A 17,973-nucleotide genomic window follows, 5' to 3' on the forward strand; every position below is an offset into this window, starting at 1 on the left:
ACTATACAAAAATTGCGCAAAAGCAGATAAAACAAGCCTTTGAGCAGTTGAATGCATGCGGTGACATACGCATAATAGCGGCCTAACGAAATGAGGAATAAACCATGCGCTTGTGCGACCGCGATATCTACCAACATCTGCAAGATGGGAAAATAAAAATTGAGCCTACCCCTAACTATGATCAGATTAGTGGTGTAACGGTAGATATCCGCCTTGGTAATAAATTTCGCGTGTTTGAAGATCACCAAGCGCCGTTTATCGATTTAAGTGGGCCGAAAGCACAGGTTCAAGAAGCGCTCGACCATGTTATGAGCGATGAAATTGAACTAGAAGAGGGTAAAGCCTTCTTTCTACACCCTGGGGAGCTAGCGCTTGCCATTACCCACGAGTCAGTAACCTTGCCTGACAACATCGTAGGTTGGTTAGACGGGCGTTCTTCGCTTGCGCGTTTGGGCTTAATGGTTCATGTGACCGCGCATCGAATAGATCCAGGCTGGTCGGGCAACATCGTTCTTGAGTTTTACAACAGTGGTAAGTTACCGCTGGCGCTTCGCCCTAGAATGAAAATAGGGGCACTTAGCTTTGAGGTGCTATCGGCGCCAGCTGAAAAACCGTACAACGCACGAGTGGACGCTAAATACAAAGGCCAAGCAGGTGCAGTTGCAAGCCGAATCTCGTCAGACGACGAGAGTAAATAAAAGAAACCGTCTTAAAAACACGTTTTTTTCGCAAAAGCGTAGTGCGTTTCCCGCTAATTACTGATAGAAAATATAAGAGCAATAACTAGCACTTATAATAAAGCTATTAGTAACGGGAAGCGCAATGCACACAAACTCTGAACCTTCTTCAGAAACTCTACAACGAAAGCCAACACGCAAAAACAGCATTATTCTTTTCGCGCTTATCGCCGCAGTTTTGGGTGGCATGGGGTTGTGGGCTGTAGATCAGCCTAGCGAAATAATCTTTACTGCTGCGATCACACTATTTGTAGCGATACTTTGGGTAACTGAAGCACTTCCCATTCCCGCTACCTCACTTTTACCTTTCGCTCTGTTTCCGCTATTCGGTGTGCTGTCACACAGTGAAGCTGCGTCAGCGTTAGGAAGTCATGTCATTATTTTATTAATGGCTGCCTTTATGCTGTCGAAAGGGTTGGAGCGCGCTAATTTACACAAACGGTTTGCTATTTACATGCTGCGTGTAACGGGCAGCGGCAGCCCGCTTAAACTGGTGTTGGGCTTCATGCTGACAACTGCAGTACTCAGTATGTGGATTAGTAACACGGCTACAGTTTTGATGATGTTGCCAATGGCTATAGCCATTATTAATGCAGTAGATAACCCGCGATTTGGCGTGGCCCTTATTCTGGGTATTGCGTATTCGGCAAGTTTAGGTGGGGTAGGCACGCCAATTGGCACGCCACCAAATATCATATTCATGAGCGTATATGAAGAAACCCTAGGTGTTGAATACAGCTTTATCGACTGGATGAAAACCGGTGTACCCATTGTGATCCTTGGTGTGCCGATTATGGCTTTATGGTTAGCACGCGGTATAAAAGAAGTGGGAAACATCGATTTACCCATACCAAGCACGTGGACGAAAGCCGAAAAGCGTGTACTTGCCATTTTTGGAACGGTTGCAATGGCGTGGATATTCAGACCTTTTTGGACTGCGTGGATAGGGGTAACTACTATCAGTGATAGCACTATAGCCGTTGCGGGTGTTGCCGTCATGTTTTTCACCAATAGCGGCAATGACAACGGCGAAGTAGACGCAAAAGGCAACCGCGACAAGCTACTAGACTGGAAAACCGCTAACGATATCCCATGGGGAATGTTGCTTTTGTTTGCGGGCGGCATTTGTATTGCAAAAGCATTTATGTCTTCAGGCTTAAGTGTGCTGATGGGCTCGTGGTTAACAGGGCTTGCAACCTTACCAGTATTACTACTTGTACTGGGCATTTGCTTGTTTGTAACCTTTCTTACTGAAATTACTTCAAACACAGCAACATCTACATTGCTAATGCCAATATTGGCAGCAGCAGGTTTAGCGGTAGGCGTTGACCCTAAATTACTTATGATACCGGCGGCCATAAGCGCAAGTTGCGCTTTTATGTTGCCTGTAGCAACAGCACCTAACGCCATTGCGTATTCCACGGAAAAGTTCGATATTAAAACCATGGCAAGAGAAGGAATAATGTTGAACCTGCTGGTGGCGCTAGTCGTGACTGCGGTGTGCTACGTTACCTTGGCTTGATGTTAACTTGCCTGCAACTAAGTGTTTTAATGCAGAAATTTGCGAAGATGGTTAGCAATTGAGCGCTTAAACAGGCTTATTGCTAAATTCCGTTGCATTGTGAACAAATATGAGTAGTATTACTCGCTCTTTCGGTCGGTGTGTAGCGCAGCCTGGTAGCGCACTGTCATGGGGTGTCAGGGGTCGGAGGTTCAAATCCTCTCACACCGACCAACTTCTCTCTCGCTTTCAGCGATACCCCAAATTCTAAAATTAAGTTTGTGTACTCACCACGTGTACTTACTGTACTAAAGTTTTTATCAGATATTCGGTTGAAATTGCAGGCTCACTGAAATGCGGTTCCAGCTGTTTATTTGAAGTATGACGGACGTCAATTCTACCAACCCTTGTTTTCCAAACACATTTTCTACAGTCATATACAGTTCTTCGGTAATGGTCGAGGAGTGAATAAGCGTTAAGGCTTCGGTCCATTCAAGGGCAACCCGTTCCTTGTTATCAAAACAATCTAGTTCTTTCCACGCTGAAAGCACATCGAGCCTTGTCTGATCTTCATTAGATTTTCTCGCTTCGTCGGCATGCATATGTTGGCAGAAGCCGCATTGATTAATTTGTGACGCGCGCAGCCTGACTAAGTGTAATATCTTATGGCTTAGAGCGCTTTCGGCAGAAGGTTTAACCAAACCTTGTAGATGCTCAAGAATGTGAGGGTAGTCAGAGTAAAATTCAGATTGTTTTATGCGATTATTCATAGTGCTCTCCTTTAAATTTCGGAGAACTATAAACGTTTGGAGTTTTATCTAATTGTAAATTTGCGACAATTTTCGCGTTCTATATTGAAGTGGGGTTTCTAATGCAAAGGTGCTAAAGGCATGGGTAAAGTGTGCTTGATCGAAAAAACCACACGCCAAAGCAACGTCGCTTAGTTGATTGGAAACACTCCCAAGTAGAGAGCGTGCTTGACGTATTTGAGCGAACTTGTGAAGTTTGTTTGGCGAGAACCCAAAATTAGCCCTGAACTGACGCTCAAGTGTTCTTCTGCTTATACCAAATTGGTCAGCAAGACTTTGTGGGGGCACCAGTAAGTTTGCTGACTGATAAAGCATGTACTCCCATTTCTGTACCTGAGTATCACAACTTTCTATAATACGTTCCAGCCACCTCTGTATGGCCAAGCACTGAATGGCGATAGTTTTGCCGGTAAGAGATTCTTGTAGTTGTCGATAAGAAGCAAGATTTTTGGCTCCAACGTCGGTGATGTTTATTTGGTGGTTTTCAGTATTATCGAACTGAAATCCGAAAAGACGTTTTAATGCACCAGGTTTCAATCTTACGCTGATTTGCCTACCTGATAATTTCCAAGGCATGGCACAAACTTTTGTGTGATAAAAAAGTTTTGCTTCACACGTTGTTTGGTCGATATAGAAAGTCAAACTTGCACCCGCATCGGGATAAAACTTTTCCTTTAGGGTAGTGGAAGATCCTATTGGGCGATCAATGACCCAGATACATTGCACAAATCTGCGGATAGCATAAATTGGCGTTATGAACTCAATATTAATTCGCTTAAAGCTTACGGCGGGAATGATTTTGTTCATGCTTGAAGCGTACATCATTGTGTAATATTAGCGTCTAACAGTTCAGGTGTTCATCATCTTACCCTTGTCGCTTTTTGCATCAAGCTTAATATTGTAAGCATAAAATTATTCTCTCAAAAACTCCTGAACAGACTCTAAAACCAATTCAGCACTTTCGATCTGCGGGTAGTGCCCTATATGAGCAAGTTCTACTGTGTCAGCATTGGGTATAAGTTCTTTATACCTTGCCACCATGTGCGCACCAGAAATGGGGTCTGCCATGCCAGCAGTTAGTCGAAGCGGAACGTCGGCATTTTGAAGTGCACCTACCCAACGCTCTCGGTATTGCTTGCGCTGTTTCATATAATCCAAAAGTAAGTGCATGTATTCGTGACCATTGTTTTCGGTAATAAGCGCCCAAAAATCGTTGATGTCTTGATCCGAAGGAGGCGTGTTCGGACCAAAAATGTTTTGCATACTTTTTCGAATTGCATTTTTGTTCAATAAACGAATAAGTAGTCCGCCAATAGGGGAAAGCAATACCTTCTGAATAAGCAATGCCTGGTGGGTTTCAGGAAAAAGGCCGCCATTTAGCAAATGGAGCGATTCCATACGAAAAGCAAGATTGCCGTCTAACTGACGGGCCATTAACTCCTGCGCAACCGTGTCGCCGTAATCGTGAGAAAGAACGTGTGCATGCGTAATTTGAAGGTGTTCCATTAAGGATTCTATCACCGCGGCTTGTTCTTTTATTTTGTATTTTTTGGGGGCTTTGGTGCTAAAACCAAACCCCAGCATATCGAGTGTTATGCAACGATAACTTTCGGTAAGCGCAGGCCATAACTTAACCCAATCGAAACTCGCAGTGGGGTATCCATGAATCAACAATAGTACAGGCCCTTTGCCTTGGGTTTTGTAGAAAATTTGCTGTTTATTAACGCTTAGGAATTGGCCCGAGTTACGCCATTGTGAAAGTAGCATTACGACATGCCCTTATTATGATTTTACCCTTAGCTTGCCTTGTGTGAGGCTTTTGAACCGTCGTAAGCGCGACATTTAAACCATGGCGCGCTTTTATATTTATCCCATGAAGACAAATGGATTATACAGAGAAAGCTGCACTAGCTTTCGACGGGGATACAAACTGTAATCGTGGTTCCTTCACCAGGCGACGATACCAAATCAATCTCTCCGTTAAATTTCTGTCGAACAAGATTGTACAAAATATTAAGGCCTAAACCTGTGCCACCTTTATCGCGGGCCGTTGTATAAAAAGGCTCAAACACTCTTTTATGAAATTCTGCAGGAATGCCTTTTCCGTTGTCTTGAACGCTTATTACAATACCTTTTTCACTTTTGCCGCAGCTAACCGAAACTTTATTCACTTCATTATCTACTGATGGGCCAAAGGCGTGACGCTGAGCGTTCGATATTAAATTCGTTAATAGCTGAGCAATAATGCCCGGACATGTAGTGATAACTAAATCAGAGGGCACATCGATGCTGAGCTCAATTTGCTCTTTGCGAAGCATAGGCTTCAATGGATTACAAACTCTAGGAATATATTCATCTAGCGTGATTTCTTCAATTTCCAGTGAGGTCTGGTCCGCAGAGGTTCGCTTAAAATCTTGTACTAAGTTTGCGGCCCGCATTAAACTGGTTTCCGCTAGTGATAAACCCTCAGAGCATACCGCCTCAAAGTCTTTAAAACCTTCTTCTGTTAACTCGCCATTCTCGAAATCTCGATAAATATCTTTGAGCTCTTCTTTGCAGTTACTTACCGAGGTAAGTGCAATGCCTAGCGGCGTATTAACTTCGTGAGCAATACCCGCTACCAGGTTGCCTAAGGCTGCCATTTTCTCTGACTCGATAAGTTTCTCTTGAGCTGCTTCTAACTCTTTGGTGCGGTCTTTCACTTTTTGTTCGAGGGTTCGGTTAGCTTCGAGAAGTTGTTGCTCGTAGTCTGCGCGTTCATTGGCACTTATTGCACGCCCGTAGAGGTCGGCGAGCGATGCAGCAAAAACGATTTCATCGTCAAGCCATTGTCGAGCCTTGCCCTGGTGCTCACAACATATTATCCCAATCATCTTTCCGCGGTGGCGAATAGGCACATCCAGCATAGAGCTGATACCCAGAGGCGTTAAATACACTTCAGCAAACTCAAAAGTTGCAATATCGGTTATCGCATCGTGAGCGGCAATTGTTCTACCTGAGTCGAGCGCTTCAAAATAATGGGGAAAATCCCTTCGGGTTAACACTAAGCTCTCGTTATCGAGATCGTTTCCTTTGTCTATAAGGAGTGTGCACTGTACTAGCGTTTGGTTTTCGTCATATAACCAAATACCTGCCCGAGTAATTTCCAAGCCTTCGCACACAGAGTTGATAATAAGTCTTGAAGCAACATCTAGCTCGCCTTTATCAATGTCTGGGCTTTGGCTAACGCGCAGTAAAATTAACTCTAAGTTCTCTTTCATTCATCATCGTCCGGTTCTGTTGCACGGATTTCTAATATTCTGTCGAAGTGCTCTAGCATTACATGGGTAATTAGCGGGTCGAATTGTTTACCTGCATTCTCTTTAAGATAAGCTTTAACCTCATCAACGCTCCATGCAGGTTTGTAACAACGTTTGGATAGAAGGGCGTCGACAACGTCAACAATCGCCATGATGCGCCCTTCCACTGGAATATTGTCGCCAGCCAGCCCATCAGGGTAGCCTTTACCGTCCCAACGTTCGTGGTGCGTTTTGGCAATAATTGCGCCCATCTTGGCAACAATCCGGTCAGAATCTGCAAGTAGCTCATAACCTTTTTGAGCGTGGGTTTTCATAATTTCCCACTCATCGGGGTCGAGTTTCCCCGGTTTATGCAGTATGGTTTCGGGTATGCTGATTTTGCCCACATCATGAAGGGCTGCAGAGTAGCGGATAGTTTCAATAAACTCTTTGCTCATATGCAGCTTTTCAGCAAGAAACTCTGTCATTAAAATAACGCGTCTTACGTGCCCCCCGGTTTCTTTACTGCGCATTTCAATGGCATCGCTCAGTACCATAATCAGTTCTTTCTGCGTTTTTTGTATATCTTCTTTTTGTGTAAGGTTTTGGAAAATTACCGCCACGTTAGATGCAAACATTTCTAATGTCTTTCGTTGCATATCATCTAAAGGCTGGTCGAGTTTAACGTACAAAATATTATGGCTGTCTTCACCAGTGGGGTAATAACCGATAAATACGTTATCACTTTGGAAGTGCGCTTTATTGGCCAGAACGCTTTTAACTTCTTCTTCAATCGATTCGGGAATACGGGTGGAAATACCGGGTTCACACAGTCCAATAAGGTCTCCGCTTGCACCCAAAACTGTCATACTGGTGTCGCCATATAAATCGGTGTGCTGTGTTGAGAGGTAAAGCACTGAGTTGTTTAAATTGAGAAGGGTAAGCGTTTGTTTCAGTACAGCGGTACCAAATTGCGCTAGTGACTGACTTGCTAGAACAGAGGATGATGATTTCAGTACATCTTCCATACCCCGTTTGCCTTTTTCGATAGTTTGTATATCGCGATAAGAGCGAATCGCCGTATAAACGCAAGATTTTAACTTTAGTGAGGAAAGTTCTGTTTTGGCTTTATAGTCATTGATGTCATAACGTCTGATAACATCCTCTTCAGGGGCTTGACCTGGCTGGCCTGTTCGCAATATTAATCGAGTGACGTGATTTTTAAGGTCGTTGCGAATCGCATCTACTAGCTTTAAGCCGGCATCGTCGGTTTCCATTACTACATCAACAAACGCAAGCGCGATATCCGGATTAGCTTTCAAAAGCGCTAAGCCTTCTTCTCCACTATGAGCTGATAAAAACTCTACGCCACGCTTTTCAAAGCTAAACTTGCGCAGAGTCAATTTGGTAACCTCGTGAACGCCTTCTTCATCATCGATAATGGCTATTTTCCATGGGGCTAAACGAGGGGTGTTTTGTTCAGTTTTTGACTTTTTAAATAACGACATACACAGCGCTAAAAACAATTGTATGGGTTAAACGTAAGCCACAAAACGCAATCTCGCAAACTTGCGAGATAAGATTTGTTCTAAAGTTGAATGGTGTTGATTTGCTAACAAAAGTCTATTGTTGGATTAATGAGATTGGATTGAGCCGAAAATGGTTTGTTTCCATTGCCCGGCTGTGAACCAAGTTGATACCCACTACGGATACCAACTTGGAAATAGAGTTTAATTCACTAGAAGCAGGTTTAACTGTCTTCAATAGGTGTATTTTCGGTAATAGGTACCGTGTTTACATCAGTGTCCAAGCTGTCTACTGCATTTTGTACACCTGCTGCGTAGTCTGGATGAACCTTTTCCAACACGGCGTACCAGCGCTCCTTAACACTGTCAGAGCATGGGCCCATAGCTGCAGCATAATTTTTGTATAGCCGTTCTTTTTGCTCATCAGAAAACATTTCGTACAGCTTGCGTGGCTGAACGTAATCGACGTCAACTTCATCTTGATGATATCTATCGGCATCTCCGTCGATGCGAAGCGGCGGCTCTTTCACTGAAAAGTCAGCAACTGGGCCTTCATATTGATTTGGCTCATAATAAGCATCTGGGTTACCGAAATCATTGGTAAAGAAGCGCATAGCGCCGTCTTTATGATAGTGGTTTACTTTGCTATTTTTTGGCGCATTCGCAGGTAGTGCTTCATAGTGCGTGCCCAAGCGGTAGCGGTGAGCGTCGGCATACGAAAAGATACGCGCTTGAAGCATTTTGTCGGGGCTAAAGCCAATGCCCGGCACAACATTCGACGGGCTGAATGCTGCGTTTTCAATCATTTGAAAATAGTTTTCTGGATTTTTGTTCATTTCTAACTCGCCGACTTCTATCAGCGGGTAATCGTCGTGCGGCCAAACCTTGGTTAGGTCAAAAGGGTTATAGCTTTGTTGGCCTGCCTCTTCTTCAGGCATGGCCTGAATATACATGGTCCACTTAGGAAAGTTGCCTTCTTCAATGGCGTTATACAGCTCTTCTTGATACTTTTCTCGGGTGCTTCCAATGATCTTTTCAGACGTTTCATTGGTGTAGTTTTTAATGCCTTGTTGCGTTTTGAAATGAAATTTCACCCAGTGGCGTTTGCCTTCTTTATTCCACATACTAAAAGTATGACTGCCATAGCCATTCATGTGCATTGGCGATACTGGAATGCCGCGATCAGACATTAAAATAGTGACTTGGTGAACGCTTTCTGGCTGGGCGGCCCAAAAGTCGAACATAGCTTCCGGCGAGCGTAGATTTGTTTTCGGGTGACGTTTTTGCGTGCGGATAAAATCAGGGAATTTGTATCCATCGCGAATGAAGAAGATAGGGGTGTTGTTACCTACCATGTCCCAGTTGCCTTGCTGGGTGTAAAACTTCAGGCTAAAGCCGCGTACATCACGTTCGGTATCAGCTGCGCCAGATTCGCCCGCTACTGTTGACCAGCGGCTGAGTACTTCAGTTTGCTTACCAACTTCTGAGAATAAATCGGCGCAAGTGTAATCGGTGATGTCGTGAGTGACCGTAAACGTGCCTTGTGCTCCCCAGCCTTTGGCGTGTACCACGCGCTCTGGAATGCGTTCACGATTCTGGTGGGCTAACTTTTCAATGAGCTGATAATCTTGTAAGAGTGCGGGGCCACGCTCTCCAGCGGTTTTAGTGGTTTCATTACTTACAACGGGGGCGCCTGCCGACGTCGTTAATTGTGGTTTCTTAGCCATTTTAAAACTCCTTTCACATGCTTCTTTTAAAAGCCAAACTTCCATAAACATCATGTGTGCCTGACTCATGACTTGCTTTTGCTACGGCGCGCTTCATGAAAGGGTTTACTAACTTCTATATATAACTATAAAAACAAACAATCTGAATTTGTAGATAAGGCTATTGAAGCAATTACTTCTCCTGTTTACTCTATTTTTACACATCGAAAGCTATTCAACGCCTTAGGGAAGTTCATGAATTTTGCAGAGTTTGCAGCATCTAGAAAAAGTGTTCGCGGGTTTACAAATCAACCAGTTACCCAAGAAACGGTAGATAAAATAATTAATGCGGCCAAATGGGCGCCTTCTTCATATAATACGCAAACATGGAAAATACACGCTGTAACCGGTGAGGTGCTCGATAAAATTCGCGAAGGAAACACCAAAAATACATTAGAAGGGAAGCCCCACGTTCGAGACTTTCCCTATAAAGAGGACTACGAGGGTATTCATCGTCAGCGTCAAATTGATGTAGCTATACAATTATTCGATGTAATGGGCATAGCCCGTGAAGACAAAGAAAAGCGTATGGATTGGATGATGCGCGGTTTCCGTCAATTTGATGCACCGGTTTCTTTGGTGCTGACCTACGATAAGTCATTAGAGCCCGCGGGTATAACACAGTTCGGGTTGGGTTCGTTAGCCTACGGTATTGTTCTCGCAGCGTGGGATTTAGGGCTTGGTTGCGTAATAAATGGGCAGGGTATAATGCAGTCAGACGTAGTACATAAATACGCTAATATCCCCGATGATGAGGCCATTATGATTTGTATCGCACTAGGCTACCCAGACCCTGATTTTCCAGCAAACGATGTTCGTTCAACTCGCGCTGATAACGAAGAATTTGTGACTTATCACGGGTTCTAAACAGTGAATTGTCCTAATTTGATGGTGTTTAAAGCGTTTTTATGTTTAACGTAAGGCGCTACAGCGCTAAGAGCAGTGATTGAAGCAAGATGTGTCAAAGCCTTATTAAGCGTAAGATTGCGATGCGATAAGTGCTTCAATCTGTTTTTCTGGAACAGGTTTACTCCAATAGAATCCTTGTCCAATATCACATCCCATTTCTTTTAACTTTCTGAGCGCAGACTCATGTTCAATTCCTTCTGCTACAGTCACCATTCCCAAACTTTCTGCAATATTGATGATTGCTGAAACCAAGGGAACATCGTTTTCGTCAAGACCTAATGTGTTAATAAAAATTCGGTCTATTTTAAGCTTATGCGCATTGAATTTACGAAGGTAATTCAAATTGGAGTAACCGGTGCCAAAGTCATCGATAGCAAATTGAACACCGAGTTCTTTCATCTGTTCAAGCTGCTCAGGAATGTTTCCATTTTCGTCAGCGAGAATTGATTCGGTAAGCTCAAGTTCTAAAAATCTGGGATTAAGTTGTGTCAAATCTAGAGCGCGCTTTAAAATACTGGGCAGAGTTCCGTCTTTAAACTGCGTGAATGATAAGTTAACGGCAACTGATATTTCACTGTAGCCATTGCGATGAAGTTTAGCGCAGAAAAGGCAAGCCTGAGTTAGTACCCATTCACCTAATGGGTTAATGAGTCCGCTACTTTCTGCCAATGGAATAAACTTATCGGGAAACACTAGTGACCCATCATTTTGAGGCCAGCGCACCAATGCTTCAATAGAGCATATCTGACCAGATTTCAAATCAATCAGGGGCTGATAATACACTTCAAATTGGTTGGCTAATACAGCAGGTCGTAGCCGCTGAATCAGCGAAAACTTCTCGTCGCTTTCTTCGTCAAACTTTACATCATAAAATTCAAAGCGGTTTCTACCGTTTCGTTTTGCTTCATACATGGCCACATCTGCTTTTCTACATAGCTGTTTGAACTTGGCCCCGTCATATGGTGCTATTGCTACACCAATTGACGCTGAAACCACTATGTTAGTTTGAAATACTTCAAACTCAGAAGAGCACCATTTAATTAGACGCTCACACAAGGTTTCTATGTGCTTGCGGTCAGTGATGTTTGCGGCAAGTACAATAAACTCGTCACCTCCGAATCGAATAAGACATTCATCGTTAGAAAGTTTTTCATTTATTGACTGCGAAATATGCTGTAAAAAACGATCTCCAGCAGAGTGGCCCAGCGCGTCATTTACAGGTTTAAAATTATCTAAGTCGATAAAAGCCAACGCTAATTGCAATCCATTATCTTCGCTTTGAGTTAGTTTCTCTTTAAATAAGCGCTCTCCCAAAAGTCTATTGGGTAAGTTTGTCAGTGGGTCATGGTGTGCTAAATACTGAATATGTTCTCTATTTTTCTTAACCTTTGTGTATTCAAGTTGCAGTGATGCCATGAGCCGACGAATATCCTGCACAAGGATAAATACACAGAACCCTGTGATCACAAAAATGATCATAATAAAAGTTAAATGAGACCACGTTAACATTGGCGTGTTGGGCGTAATGACGCCTTTCATAACAAGCCATGTAAGGGTAATACATTGAACCAATACGAGAGATAACACCGTGCCAAAGAGCCCAATGCCGCCGAGTAGAGCCGCAAAAATAATAATGGCTGGATAGCCAAGCATAGCGATATCGAAAGTGCCTGCACCTGTTGCTGATAGGGCAAATAGCATAGATGACAATGTGACTAAAAGTAGATAACTGCTGGCGACAACAAAATCTTTGTAAGCAAGTATTGCCGCAGTGAACATTGCTGCTAACGCTACGAGCATTATATCGAAGGTGATATCTCTAGCTGCGAATAATGAGACAAACAGCCCAAGGCATGTCACTGTGCTTATTTGAGCAACGCGATGCCTTCTAATTGTTATCAGATCATCAGTGTCTATAGATGGGGAAACTATTTTGCCAGCTTTCATTCGCTAAGTTTTTGAAGTAAGTGGTTATCAACTTTAAACTTAACCTTATAAAAAGCAAGCGTATATAAGTCTATGTATTACGCCGTAAGTTTGATTGAAGAATGTATAGAGTTAAAGAAAGACAGTAAAACGCTATTGTTTTACTGTCTGAATTAAAAGCTATCTCTCGTCAGACGGCGCGTAACGCTCCAGCCAATGAGCGTAAGGCGCAGGCATTACCCAAGATGGTTTCTCAACGCCTAACTGTTTTGCCGCATAGTATGTCCAATGCGGGTTAGTAAGGTGCATTCTGCCTACCATAACAACATCAAGCTGTTGGTTTTCGATGGTTTCGTTTGCAAGTTCTGGTGTGTCTACACCCCAGGCCGTCGCAACCGGTATACCAGCTTCATGACGTACGCGTTTAGCGATAGGCGCTAAGAACGCGGGTCCCCACGGAACTTTTGCCTCAGGGGTATTGAAGCCCACGCTAACACTTACAAAATCAGCACCAATTTCTTTGAACTGCTTTATAAGTTCAATAGATTCGCTCAACGTTTTCTCGTCGTCACCATCGTATTCAATAACGCCAAAGCGTACGGTTAGCGGCAGGTTTTCTGGCCAGACTTTGCGCACTTCGCTTAGTGTTTCAAGCAAGAAGCGTCCACGACCTTGTGCATCACCGCCGTATTCATCTGTACGCTTGTTCGCGTGTTTCGAGAAAAAGCTTTGGGCTAAATAACCATGTGCGAAATGGAGTTCAAGCCATTCATACCCAGCTTCAAGCGCACGCTCGGCGCCTTTAATGAAGTCAGCCTTAACACGCTCAATGTCGGCTTTAGTCATCTCGGTAGGCGTCACTGGTAGGTGTGCGCCAAAGGCTTCTGCCGAGGGACCAATTGGCTGCCAACCTTTTTCTTCAGATGGCTGAATATGGTCGTCGCCTTCCCATGGACGGTTAGCACTGGCTTTACGCCCAGCATGGGCAATTTGAATTCCAGCTACAGCGCCTTGGCTTTTAATGCGCTCAGCGATATTTTTTAAACCGTTAACATGATCGTCTTTCCAAATGCCTAAACAATTTGGTGTTATACGACCTTCCGGAGAGACCGCTGTTGCTTCAACAATGACAAGTCCAGCGCCACCACGGGCGAACGACTGATAGTTTGCTTCATGCCACTGGTTGGTAAAGCCGTCTTCTGCCGAATATTGGCACATAGGAGGCACGGCAATTCGATTGCGAAGCGTTACGTCTTTTAACGAAAACTGTTCAAATAGTGCAGTCATATTGTTCTCTAATGAAGATAAGAATAAAAAGTACCCAGTCTATGCTGGGCACTTAAATGTTGGAAAGGCATATGCGCGTTGCGTCATATGCAACTAGGCTTATGCTGCGAGGGTTAAAATTTCGCGCGCTTTTGCCAAATCGATATCGCCATGCTCACCAAGCGCTGTTAATCCGTTGCGCTCTAAGTTGTCGATAAGCCCATCTATTGCAGACTTTTCTATGGCATAGTCTGATAGGCGCGTTTTTACCTGCATGGTTTCGAAAAAGTCTTGTACAGCTTTAATGGTCAAGTCGATGGCCTTTTCTTTGTCATCCTCTTGAATGCCAAACACGCGTTCTCCTAACTGCAGTATTTTTTCCTGTTTTTTGTCACGCTGAACGAACATCAACGATGGCAATACAATAGCTAGGGTTACAGCGTGGTCTAAACCATGTAGTGCTGTTAGTTCGTGGCCAATCATGTGTGTGCCCCAGTCTTGTGGAACACCTTTGCCGATTAGCCCGTTAAGCGCCATGGTTGCAGACCACATAACGTTCGCGCGCACATCATAATCTTCAGGTGTCGCTAACGCTTTAGGGCCTTCTTGAACTAAGGTTTGTAAAATACCTTCTGCAAAGCGATCTTGAAGCGGTGCATTTACTGGGTAAGTCAAGTACTGCTCAATGACATGTACGAATGCATCTACCACACCATTAGAAACCTGACGAGGCGGTAGTGAATACGTGAACTCAGGATCAAGCACCGCAAATACTGGTTGTACCGTTTCCGATGAAAACGCGCGCTTTTGTGACGTTTCTTTTCTATTTACTACCGAGTTGCCGTTACTCTCAGAGCCTGTTGCTGGCAGTGTAAGCACTGCGCCAATAGGTAACGGGTTTTCAAACGCGGCGCCTTTAACTAAGATGTCCCACGGATCGCCTTCAAAGTTGACCGCCGCTGCTACGAATTTCGCGCCGTCAATAACACTTCCGCCGCCTACAGCAAGAATGAAGTTCACGTCGTTTTCACGGGCCACATCTACCGCTTTCATCAAAGTTGCGAACTCTGGATTTGGTTCAACGCCCTGAAATTCAATGATGTCGGCGCCTTCGAGTGCGGCATTTACTTTATCGTAAATACCATTCTTCTTGATTGAGCCGCCGCCATATAGGAATAGGACTTTTGCTTGTTTCGGCAGACGTGAAGACACTTCACTTAGTTGACCTTTGCCGAATAAAATTTCGGTTTGATTTTTAAATGTAAAATTAAGCATTGTGTTGCCTGTCCTTAATTAGTTTGTGAATTTAGCTGTTGTAAAAGCTTCTCAGCTAACAGTTCGTCAGAAAATGGGTTTTGGCCAGTGATAAGCTCACGGTCTACTACTACATTTGGCGCCCACATTTCTTTGTATTCCATACTTCCCCCCGCTTGCGCCATGGCATCTGCTGGATAGTACTGTAAAGTTGCATCATCCAAAGTGCTCTCAAAATACTCTTCTTCCGGGGTAGAGAAGATTGTCATTTTGTAGCCATCATAAATCCAATTATCAGATGTGGCTTGCTCACCTGATTTCAATGCCAGCTCGAATGCCTTTGGGTTAGATTGCCCAGAAAGTAAGGCGATTGGGCCATGGCAGATCGCCGCAGTGGGCTTTCCTTCATTGTGAAAGTGAGACAAGATCTTGCCTACCTGAGGGTTGTTGGCTAAGTCGATAAGCGGCGCATGCCCACCTGGGATAAATACACCCTCAAACTCATCAAGCCCTTGTGTAATAACTTCGTTTAGTGACAGCGTGTCATTAATGCCTTCTATCGACGCAACAAACGTTTGAATATCTCGCATTTGTGATTCGCCGCCGTCAAAGTATTGTGGAATCACAGACTTTTTATCTACTGATGGCGCATTGCCTTTGGGGGTGGCTAATACGAGCTTGTAGCCCGCATTTACCAATGCTTTAGCCGGTACTCCAAACTCGTTGAGGTAGTAACCTGTTGGCTCTGTTTTGCCTTCTGCCAGCTGCATTACATTTTCGCTTGAAAGTAAAACAAGCACTTCGCCTTTACTGGCTTTTGATGAATGAGCGTCGGCTGCATACGCCGACTGTGATAACCCAGCGATGATGGCAAGTGATAGAATTGATGATGATTTTTTCATGTGCTTTTCCTGTCGCATTTGAAAGTGCGTGCATCTTAGAGTTGTTGGTTTAAAAGCAGAAGTCAGATAAATTATGATGAGTCATCAAAAATCTGATGGATGAAGAATTATGTCTTACCTAACACAGCTAAAAACCTTCGTAGAAGTTTATCGAAGCGGCAACATCACACGTGCCGCAGCGCGGCTCCATATGTCTCAGCCAGCAGTAACCTCACATATTCAGGCAATGGAACATATTGTCGGTAAAGAATTGTTTGTGCGAAAAGCGAGAGGTGTAGAGCCAACGGCGATTGCTGATGATTTAGCGCTACAAGTAGCCAGCCACATAGATACATTGGAACAAAAAGTTGCGTCTATTCGAAGTCGTGCCTCTACCGACCACGGTACCTTGCACCTAGCTGGCCCTGCGGAATATTTGAGTTTTGTTGCGGGTCCAGCGCTGGCCAACTTGCTTCAAGCCGATAAAGTAAACTTGGTTATCCATACGGGTAATAAAAGTAACACTTATCAACTATTAGAAGATGACGTTGCTGAACTTGCCATTACCGCTTCTGAGCCAACAGACGCTATGTACGAATATCAGATGTTAGACAAAGAACGTTTGATATTGGTGATGAACCGGGTTCAAGGTAAATTACTTGCTGATAAAGAGATAACGGCGTCGTTATTGAACCAGCACAAAGTGGTGAGCTATGACGAACAACTACCGCTTATTCGCCGGTATTTCTCAGAAGTGTTCAATGCACCATGCGAGTCACCTGTAGCCGCAATATGTCCAGATATTCGCGCGATTAGCAGCATTATCAAAGCAGGAATAGGCTATTCGGTATTACCTGATTACCTTTGCAAAGAAGCGATTGCTAAAGGTGAACTCGTCTCTCTTGGAGAGAGTGGGCCTGAAAACGAAATCTATCTGGTATGGAAAAAAGGTGCGTTGCGACACCCTAGGGTCGACTTTGCAAAAGACGTAATAATGGCTTTTGCAAACATTAACTACCTTGTCAGCTATCCTGACTAGCAGCTTGGCTCAGTGCGCCACATAAGCAAGCATGTCGCACTGAACCCCAAATAGGCTTATTAAGATGATAAAATTAAAATGTACCAACAACTTTGACTTGGCCGTCGACTTTGTTCTCGTCAATGAAGCCAATTGTGTTCGGGTTAGTCGCAACTAACTTTAACATCTCGTCTTCCGATGCAATCATTTCCGGTGGAGTGCCACGGCCGGTAAATACAAGCTTCGACCAAAATGCAGAATATTGAGATTCTGATTTTCCTAACACACTGTTGTTAAACGCATCTCTTGCGGCATTACCTTGCTCGAAGGTGAGTGGTATTGCGCGGCTGCCATCTGGAAATGCTTTTACTTTCCCTAGGTATATTTTTTTTACCGTGTCGATATCTATACCCGAGTTGTTGCTAGCATTAACAATCACGGCGGTACCCGCATAAAGTGGTGCCGATAGAATAAAAAACAGAGCTGCAATAATCTTCATTGATATTACCTTCGAGTGTTACTCTGCGTAGTGAGTTACCTGTGTATTTATACTTCAATGCAGAGTTATAGTTTCCATAGGGCACATCACCCTTTGTGAAGTATAACCAAGATTTACCATTTGTCGCACTTCAACAAAAGATGAATTTTTAAAATGGAGAACACAAATATTCATGGCGAAACCCAGTGCAAAAGGACCAATTAGAACCGTGCAGATTTTTTGCGTTAAATGTAAGTTCCAACTTTTTAAGTATCGAAAAGGAGGAAAGGGCGCGCTGGTGAAGTGCTTCAAAGAACGTATTGTTGAAGATTACACTATTGAAGAAGGGCTTTGTCCCTCCTGTAATGCTCAGTTTGCCAGGAGTGCAATGATTCGGGGAGTTCCCGCGCTTAAAATAGTGGGCGGTAAAGTGCATATGAAGTGACATTTTGAGATTGTGACAAGGTTTCAAGAAAGGTGTCGTAATGTAGAAGTAAAGTCACTATTTTTGTTTTTTCGGAAGTTTTTGAAAAATTAATCGTTTGGGCAATTTGCACTGCCACAAAAATTGCCTAAATTTATAAAGTAGCGCGTGAGCCTGCTAGAACGAAAAGGCTAGCGTGT

General features: G+C 43.8%; 16 protein-coding genes and 1 tRNA gene. 6 read left to right on the top strand and 11 right to left on the bottom strand.

Annotated features, from left to right (window positions below; all coding sequences use genetic code 11):
* Positions 1-104 precede the first annotated feature (104 nt).
* From dcd to AC27KT_RS18495, 3 genes are all read left to right on the top strand, one after another.
* Positions 105-698 (top strand): dCTP deaminase, encoded by a 594-nt coding sequence (dcd, locus tag AC27KT_RS18485; RefSeq protein ID WP_487132354.1) that lies wholly within the window; start codon positions 105-107, stop codon positions 696-698.
* 124 nt (positions 699-822) lie between these two features.
* On the top strand, positions 823-2,259 hold the full coding sequence (locus AC27KT_RS18490) for an SLC13 family permease (RefSeq protein ID WP_487132356.1): 1,437 nt from the start codon (positions 823-825) through the stop codon (positions 2,257-2,259).
* Positions 2,260-2,395: 136 nt separating this feature from the next.
* A tRNA-Pro gene (locus tag AC27KT_RS18495) sits at positions 2,396-2,472 on the top strand.
* A gap of 86 nt (positions 2,473-2,558) precedes the next feature.
* Here AC27KT_RS18495 and AC27KT_RS18500 read toward each other — a convergent pair.
* From AC27KT_RS18500 to AC27KT_RS18525, 6 genes are all read right to left on the bottom strand, one after another.
* On the bottom strand, positions 2,559-3,008 hold the full coding sequence (locus AC27KT_RS18500; protein WP_487132359.1) for a carboxymuconolactone decarboxylase family protein: 450 nt from the start codon (positions 3,006-3,008) through the stop codon (positions 2,559-2,561).
* A gap of 48 nt (positions 3,009-3,056) precedes the next feature.
* A complete protein-coding gene (locus AC27KT_RS18505) occupies positions 3,057-3,854 on the bottom strand; it encodes a helix-turn-helix domain-containing protein (RefSeq protein ID WP_487132361.1) in 798 nt (265 codons plus the stop codon).
* Positions 3,855-3,959: 105 nt separating this feature from the next.
* Complete coding sequence (locus tag AC27KT_RS18510; RefSeq protein ID WP_487132363.1) at positions 3,960-4,814, bottom strand: alpha/beta fold hydrolase; 855 nt, start codon at positions 4,812-4,814, stop codon at positions 3,960-3,962.
* Between the two features lie 140 nt (positions 4,815-4,954).
* On the bottom strand, positions 4,955-6,307 hold the full coding sequence (locus tag AC27KT_RS18515; RefSeq protein WP_487132365.1) for a sensor histidine kinase: 1,353 nt from the start codon (positions 6,305-6,307) through the stop codon (positions 4,955-4,957).
* Complete coding sequence (locus AC27KT_RS18520) at positions 6,304-7,833, bottom strand: DUF3369 domain-containing protein (protein WP_487132368.1); 1,530 nt, start codon at positions 7,831-7,833, stop codon at positions 6,304-6,306. Before AC27KT_RS18520 ends, AC27KT_RS18515 begins: the two co-directional genes overlap by 4 nt.
* Positions 7,834-8,075: 242 nt before the next feature.
* Complete coding sequence (locus AC27KT_RS18525; RefSeq protein WP_487132370.1) at positions 8,076-9,578, bottom strand: catalase; 1,503 nt, start codon at positions 9,576-9,578, stop codon at positions 8,076-8,078.
* 234 nt (positions 9,579-9,812) lie between these two features.
* On the opposite strand from AC27KT_RS18525, the gene AC27KT_RS18530 reads away from it, so the two are divergent.
* Entirely contained in the window at positions 9,813-10,484 is a 672-nt protein-coding gene (locus tag AC27KT_RS18530) for a nitroreductase (RefSeq protein ID WP_487132372.1), read from the top strand.
* 105 nt (positions 10,485-10,589) lie between these two features.
* Here the strand turns inward: AC27KT_RS18530 and AC27KT_RS18535 are convergent, their stop codons facing one another.
* From AC27KT_RS18535 to AC27KT_RS18550, 4 genes are all read right to left on the bottom strand, one after another.
* A complete protein-coding gene (locus AC27KT_RS18535) occupies positions 10,590-12,473 on the bottom strand; it encodes a putative bifunctional diguanylate cyclase/phosphodiesterase (protein ID WP_487132374.1) in 1,884 nt (627 codons plus the stop codon).
* Between the two features lie 159 nt (positions 12,474-12,632).
* On the bottom strand, positions 12,633-13,739 hold the full coding sequence (locus AC27KT_RS18540; protein WP_487132375.1) for an NADH:flavin oxidoreductase/NADH oxidase: 1,107 nt from the start codon (positions 13,737-13,739) through the stop codon (positions 12,633-12,635).
* 99 nt (positions 13,740-13,838) lie between these two features.
* Positions 13,839-14,993, bottom strand: a complete 1,155-nt coding sequence (locus AC27KT_RS18545; protein ID WP_487132377.1) for an iron-containing alcohol dehydrogenase — start codon at positions 14,991-14,993, stop codon at positions 13,839-13,841.
* Between the two features lie 14 nt (positions 14,994-15,007).
* Positions 15,008-15,874, bottom strand: coding sequence for a type 1 glutamine amidotransferase domain-containing protein (locus AC27KT_RS18550; protein WP_487132379.1), 867 nt, complete (start codon positions 15,872-15,874; stop codon positions 15,008-15,010).
* A gap of 109 nt (positions 15,875-15,983) precedes the next feature.
* Between AC27KT_RS18550 and AC27KT_RS18555 the strand changes: the two genes are divergently transcribed.
* Positions 15,984-16,892 (top strand): LysR family transcriptional regulator, encoded by a 909-nt coding sequence (locus tag AC27KT_RS18555; protein ID WP_487132381.1) that lies wholly within the window; start codon positions 15,984-15,986, stop codon positions 16,890-16,892.
* A gap of 73 nt (positions 16,893-16,965) precedes the next feature.
* Here AC27KT_RS18555 and AC27KT_RS18560 read toward each other — a convergent pair whose 3' ends face one another.
* The gene (locus tag AC27KT_RS18560) at positions 16,966-17,370 is read right to left on the bottom strand and encodes a type 2 periplasmic-binding domain-containing protein (protein WP_458731423.1); all 405 of its coding nucleotides are present in this window, start codon (positions 17,368-17,370) and stop codon (positions 16,966-16,968) included.
* Between the two features lie 172 nt (positions 17,371-17,542).
* On the opposite strand from AC27KT_RS18560, the gene AC27KT_RS18565 reads away from it, so the two are divergent.
* On the top strand, positions 17,543-17,794 hold the full coding sequence (locus AC27KT_RS18565; RefSeq protein WP_487132384.1) for a hypothetical protein: 252 nt from the start codon (positions 17,543-17,545) through the stop codon (positions 17,792-17,794).
* Positions 17,795-17,973 lie beyond the last annotated feature (179 nt).

The organism is Alteromonas sp. 5NW40-0090 (genome assembly GCF_057552975.1).

Bases quoted from the DNA above. Each gene is read 5' to 3' on its own strand.
- dcd (WP_487132354.1), top strand. From the start codon at position 105: ATGCGCTTGTGCGACCGCGATATCTACCAACATCTGCAAGATGGGAAA.
- AC27KT_RS18490 (WP_487132356.1), top strand. From the start codon at position 823: ATGCACACAAACTCTGAACCTTCTTCAGAAACTCTACAACGAAAGCCA.
- AC27KT_RS18500 (WP_487132359.1), bottom strand. From the start codon at position 3,008: ATGAATAATCGCATAAAACAATCTGAATTTTACTCTGACTACCCTCAC.
- AC27KT_RS18505 (WP_487132361.1), bottom strand. From the start codon at position 3,854: ATGAACAAAATCATTCCCGCCGTAAGCTTTAAGCGAATTAATATTGAG.
- AC27KT_RS18510 (WP_487132363.1), bottom strand. From the start codon at position 4,814: ATGCTACTTTCACAATGGCGTAACTCGGGCCAATTCCTAAGCGTTAAT.
- AC27KT_RS18515 (WP_487132365.1), bottom strand. From the start codon at position 6,307: ATGAAAGAGAACTTAGAGTTAATTTTACTGCGCGTTAGCCAAAGCCCA.
- AC27KT_RS18520 (WP_487132368.1), bottom strand. From the start codon at position 7,833: ATGTCGTTATTTAAAAAGTCAAAAACTGAACAAAACACCCCTCGTTTA.
- AC27KT_RS18525 (WP_487132370.1), bottom strand. From the start codon at position 9,578: ATGGCTAAGAAACCACAATTAACGACGTCGGCAGGCGCCCCCGTTGTA.
- AC27KT_RS18530 (WP_487132372.1), top strand. From the start codon at position 9,813: ATGAATTTTGCAGAGTTTGCAGCATCTAGAAAAAGTGTTCGCGGGTTT.
- AC27KT_RS18535 (WP_487132374.1), bottom strand. From the start codon at position 12,473: ATGAAAGCTGGCAAAATAGTTTCCCCATCTATAGACACTGATGATCTG.
- AC27KT_RS18540 (WP_487132375.1), bottom strand. From the start codon at position 13,739: ATGACTGCACTATTTGAACAGTTTTCGTTAAAAGACGTAACGCTTCGC.
- AC27KT_RS18545 (WP_487132377.1), bottom strand. From the start codon at position 14,993: ATGCTTAATTTTACATTTAAAAATCAAACCGAAATTTTATTCGGCAAA.
- AC27KT_RS18550 (WP_487132379.1), bottom strand. From the start codon at position 15,874: ATGAAAAAATCATCATCAATTCTATCACTTGCCATCATCGCTGGGTTA.
- AC27KT_RS18555 (WP_487132381.1), top strand. From the start codon at position 15,984: ATGTCTTACCTAACACAGCTAAAAACCTTCGTAGAAGTTTATCGAAGC.
- AC27KT_RS18560 (WP_458731423.1), bottom strand. From the start codon at position 17,370: ATGAAGATTATTGCAGCTCTGTTTTTTATTCTATCGGCACCACTTTAT.
- AC27KT_RS18565 (WP_487132384.1), top strand. From the start codon at position 17,543: ATGGCGAAACCCAGTGCAAAAGGACCAATTAGAACCGTGCAGATTTTT.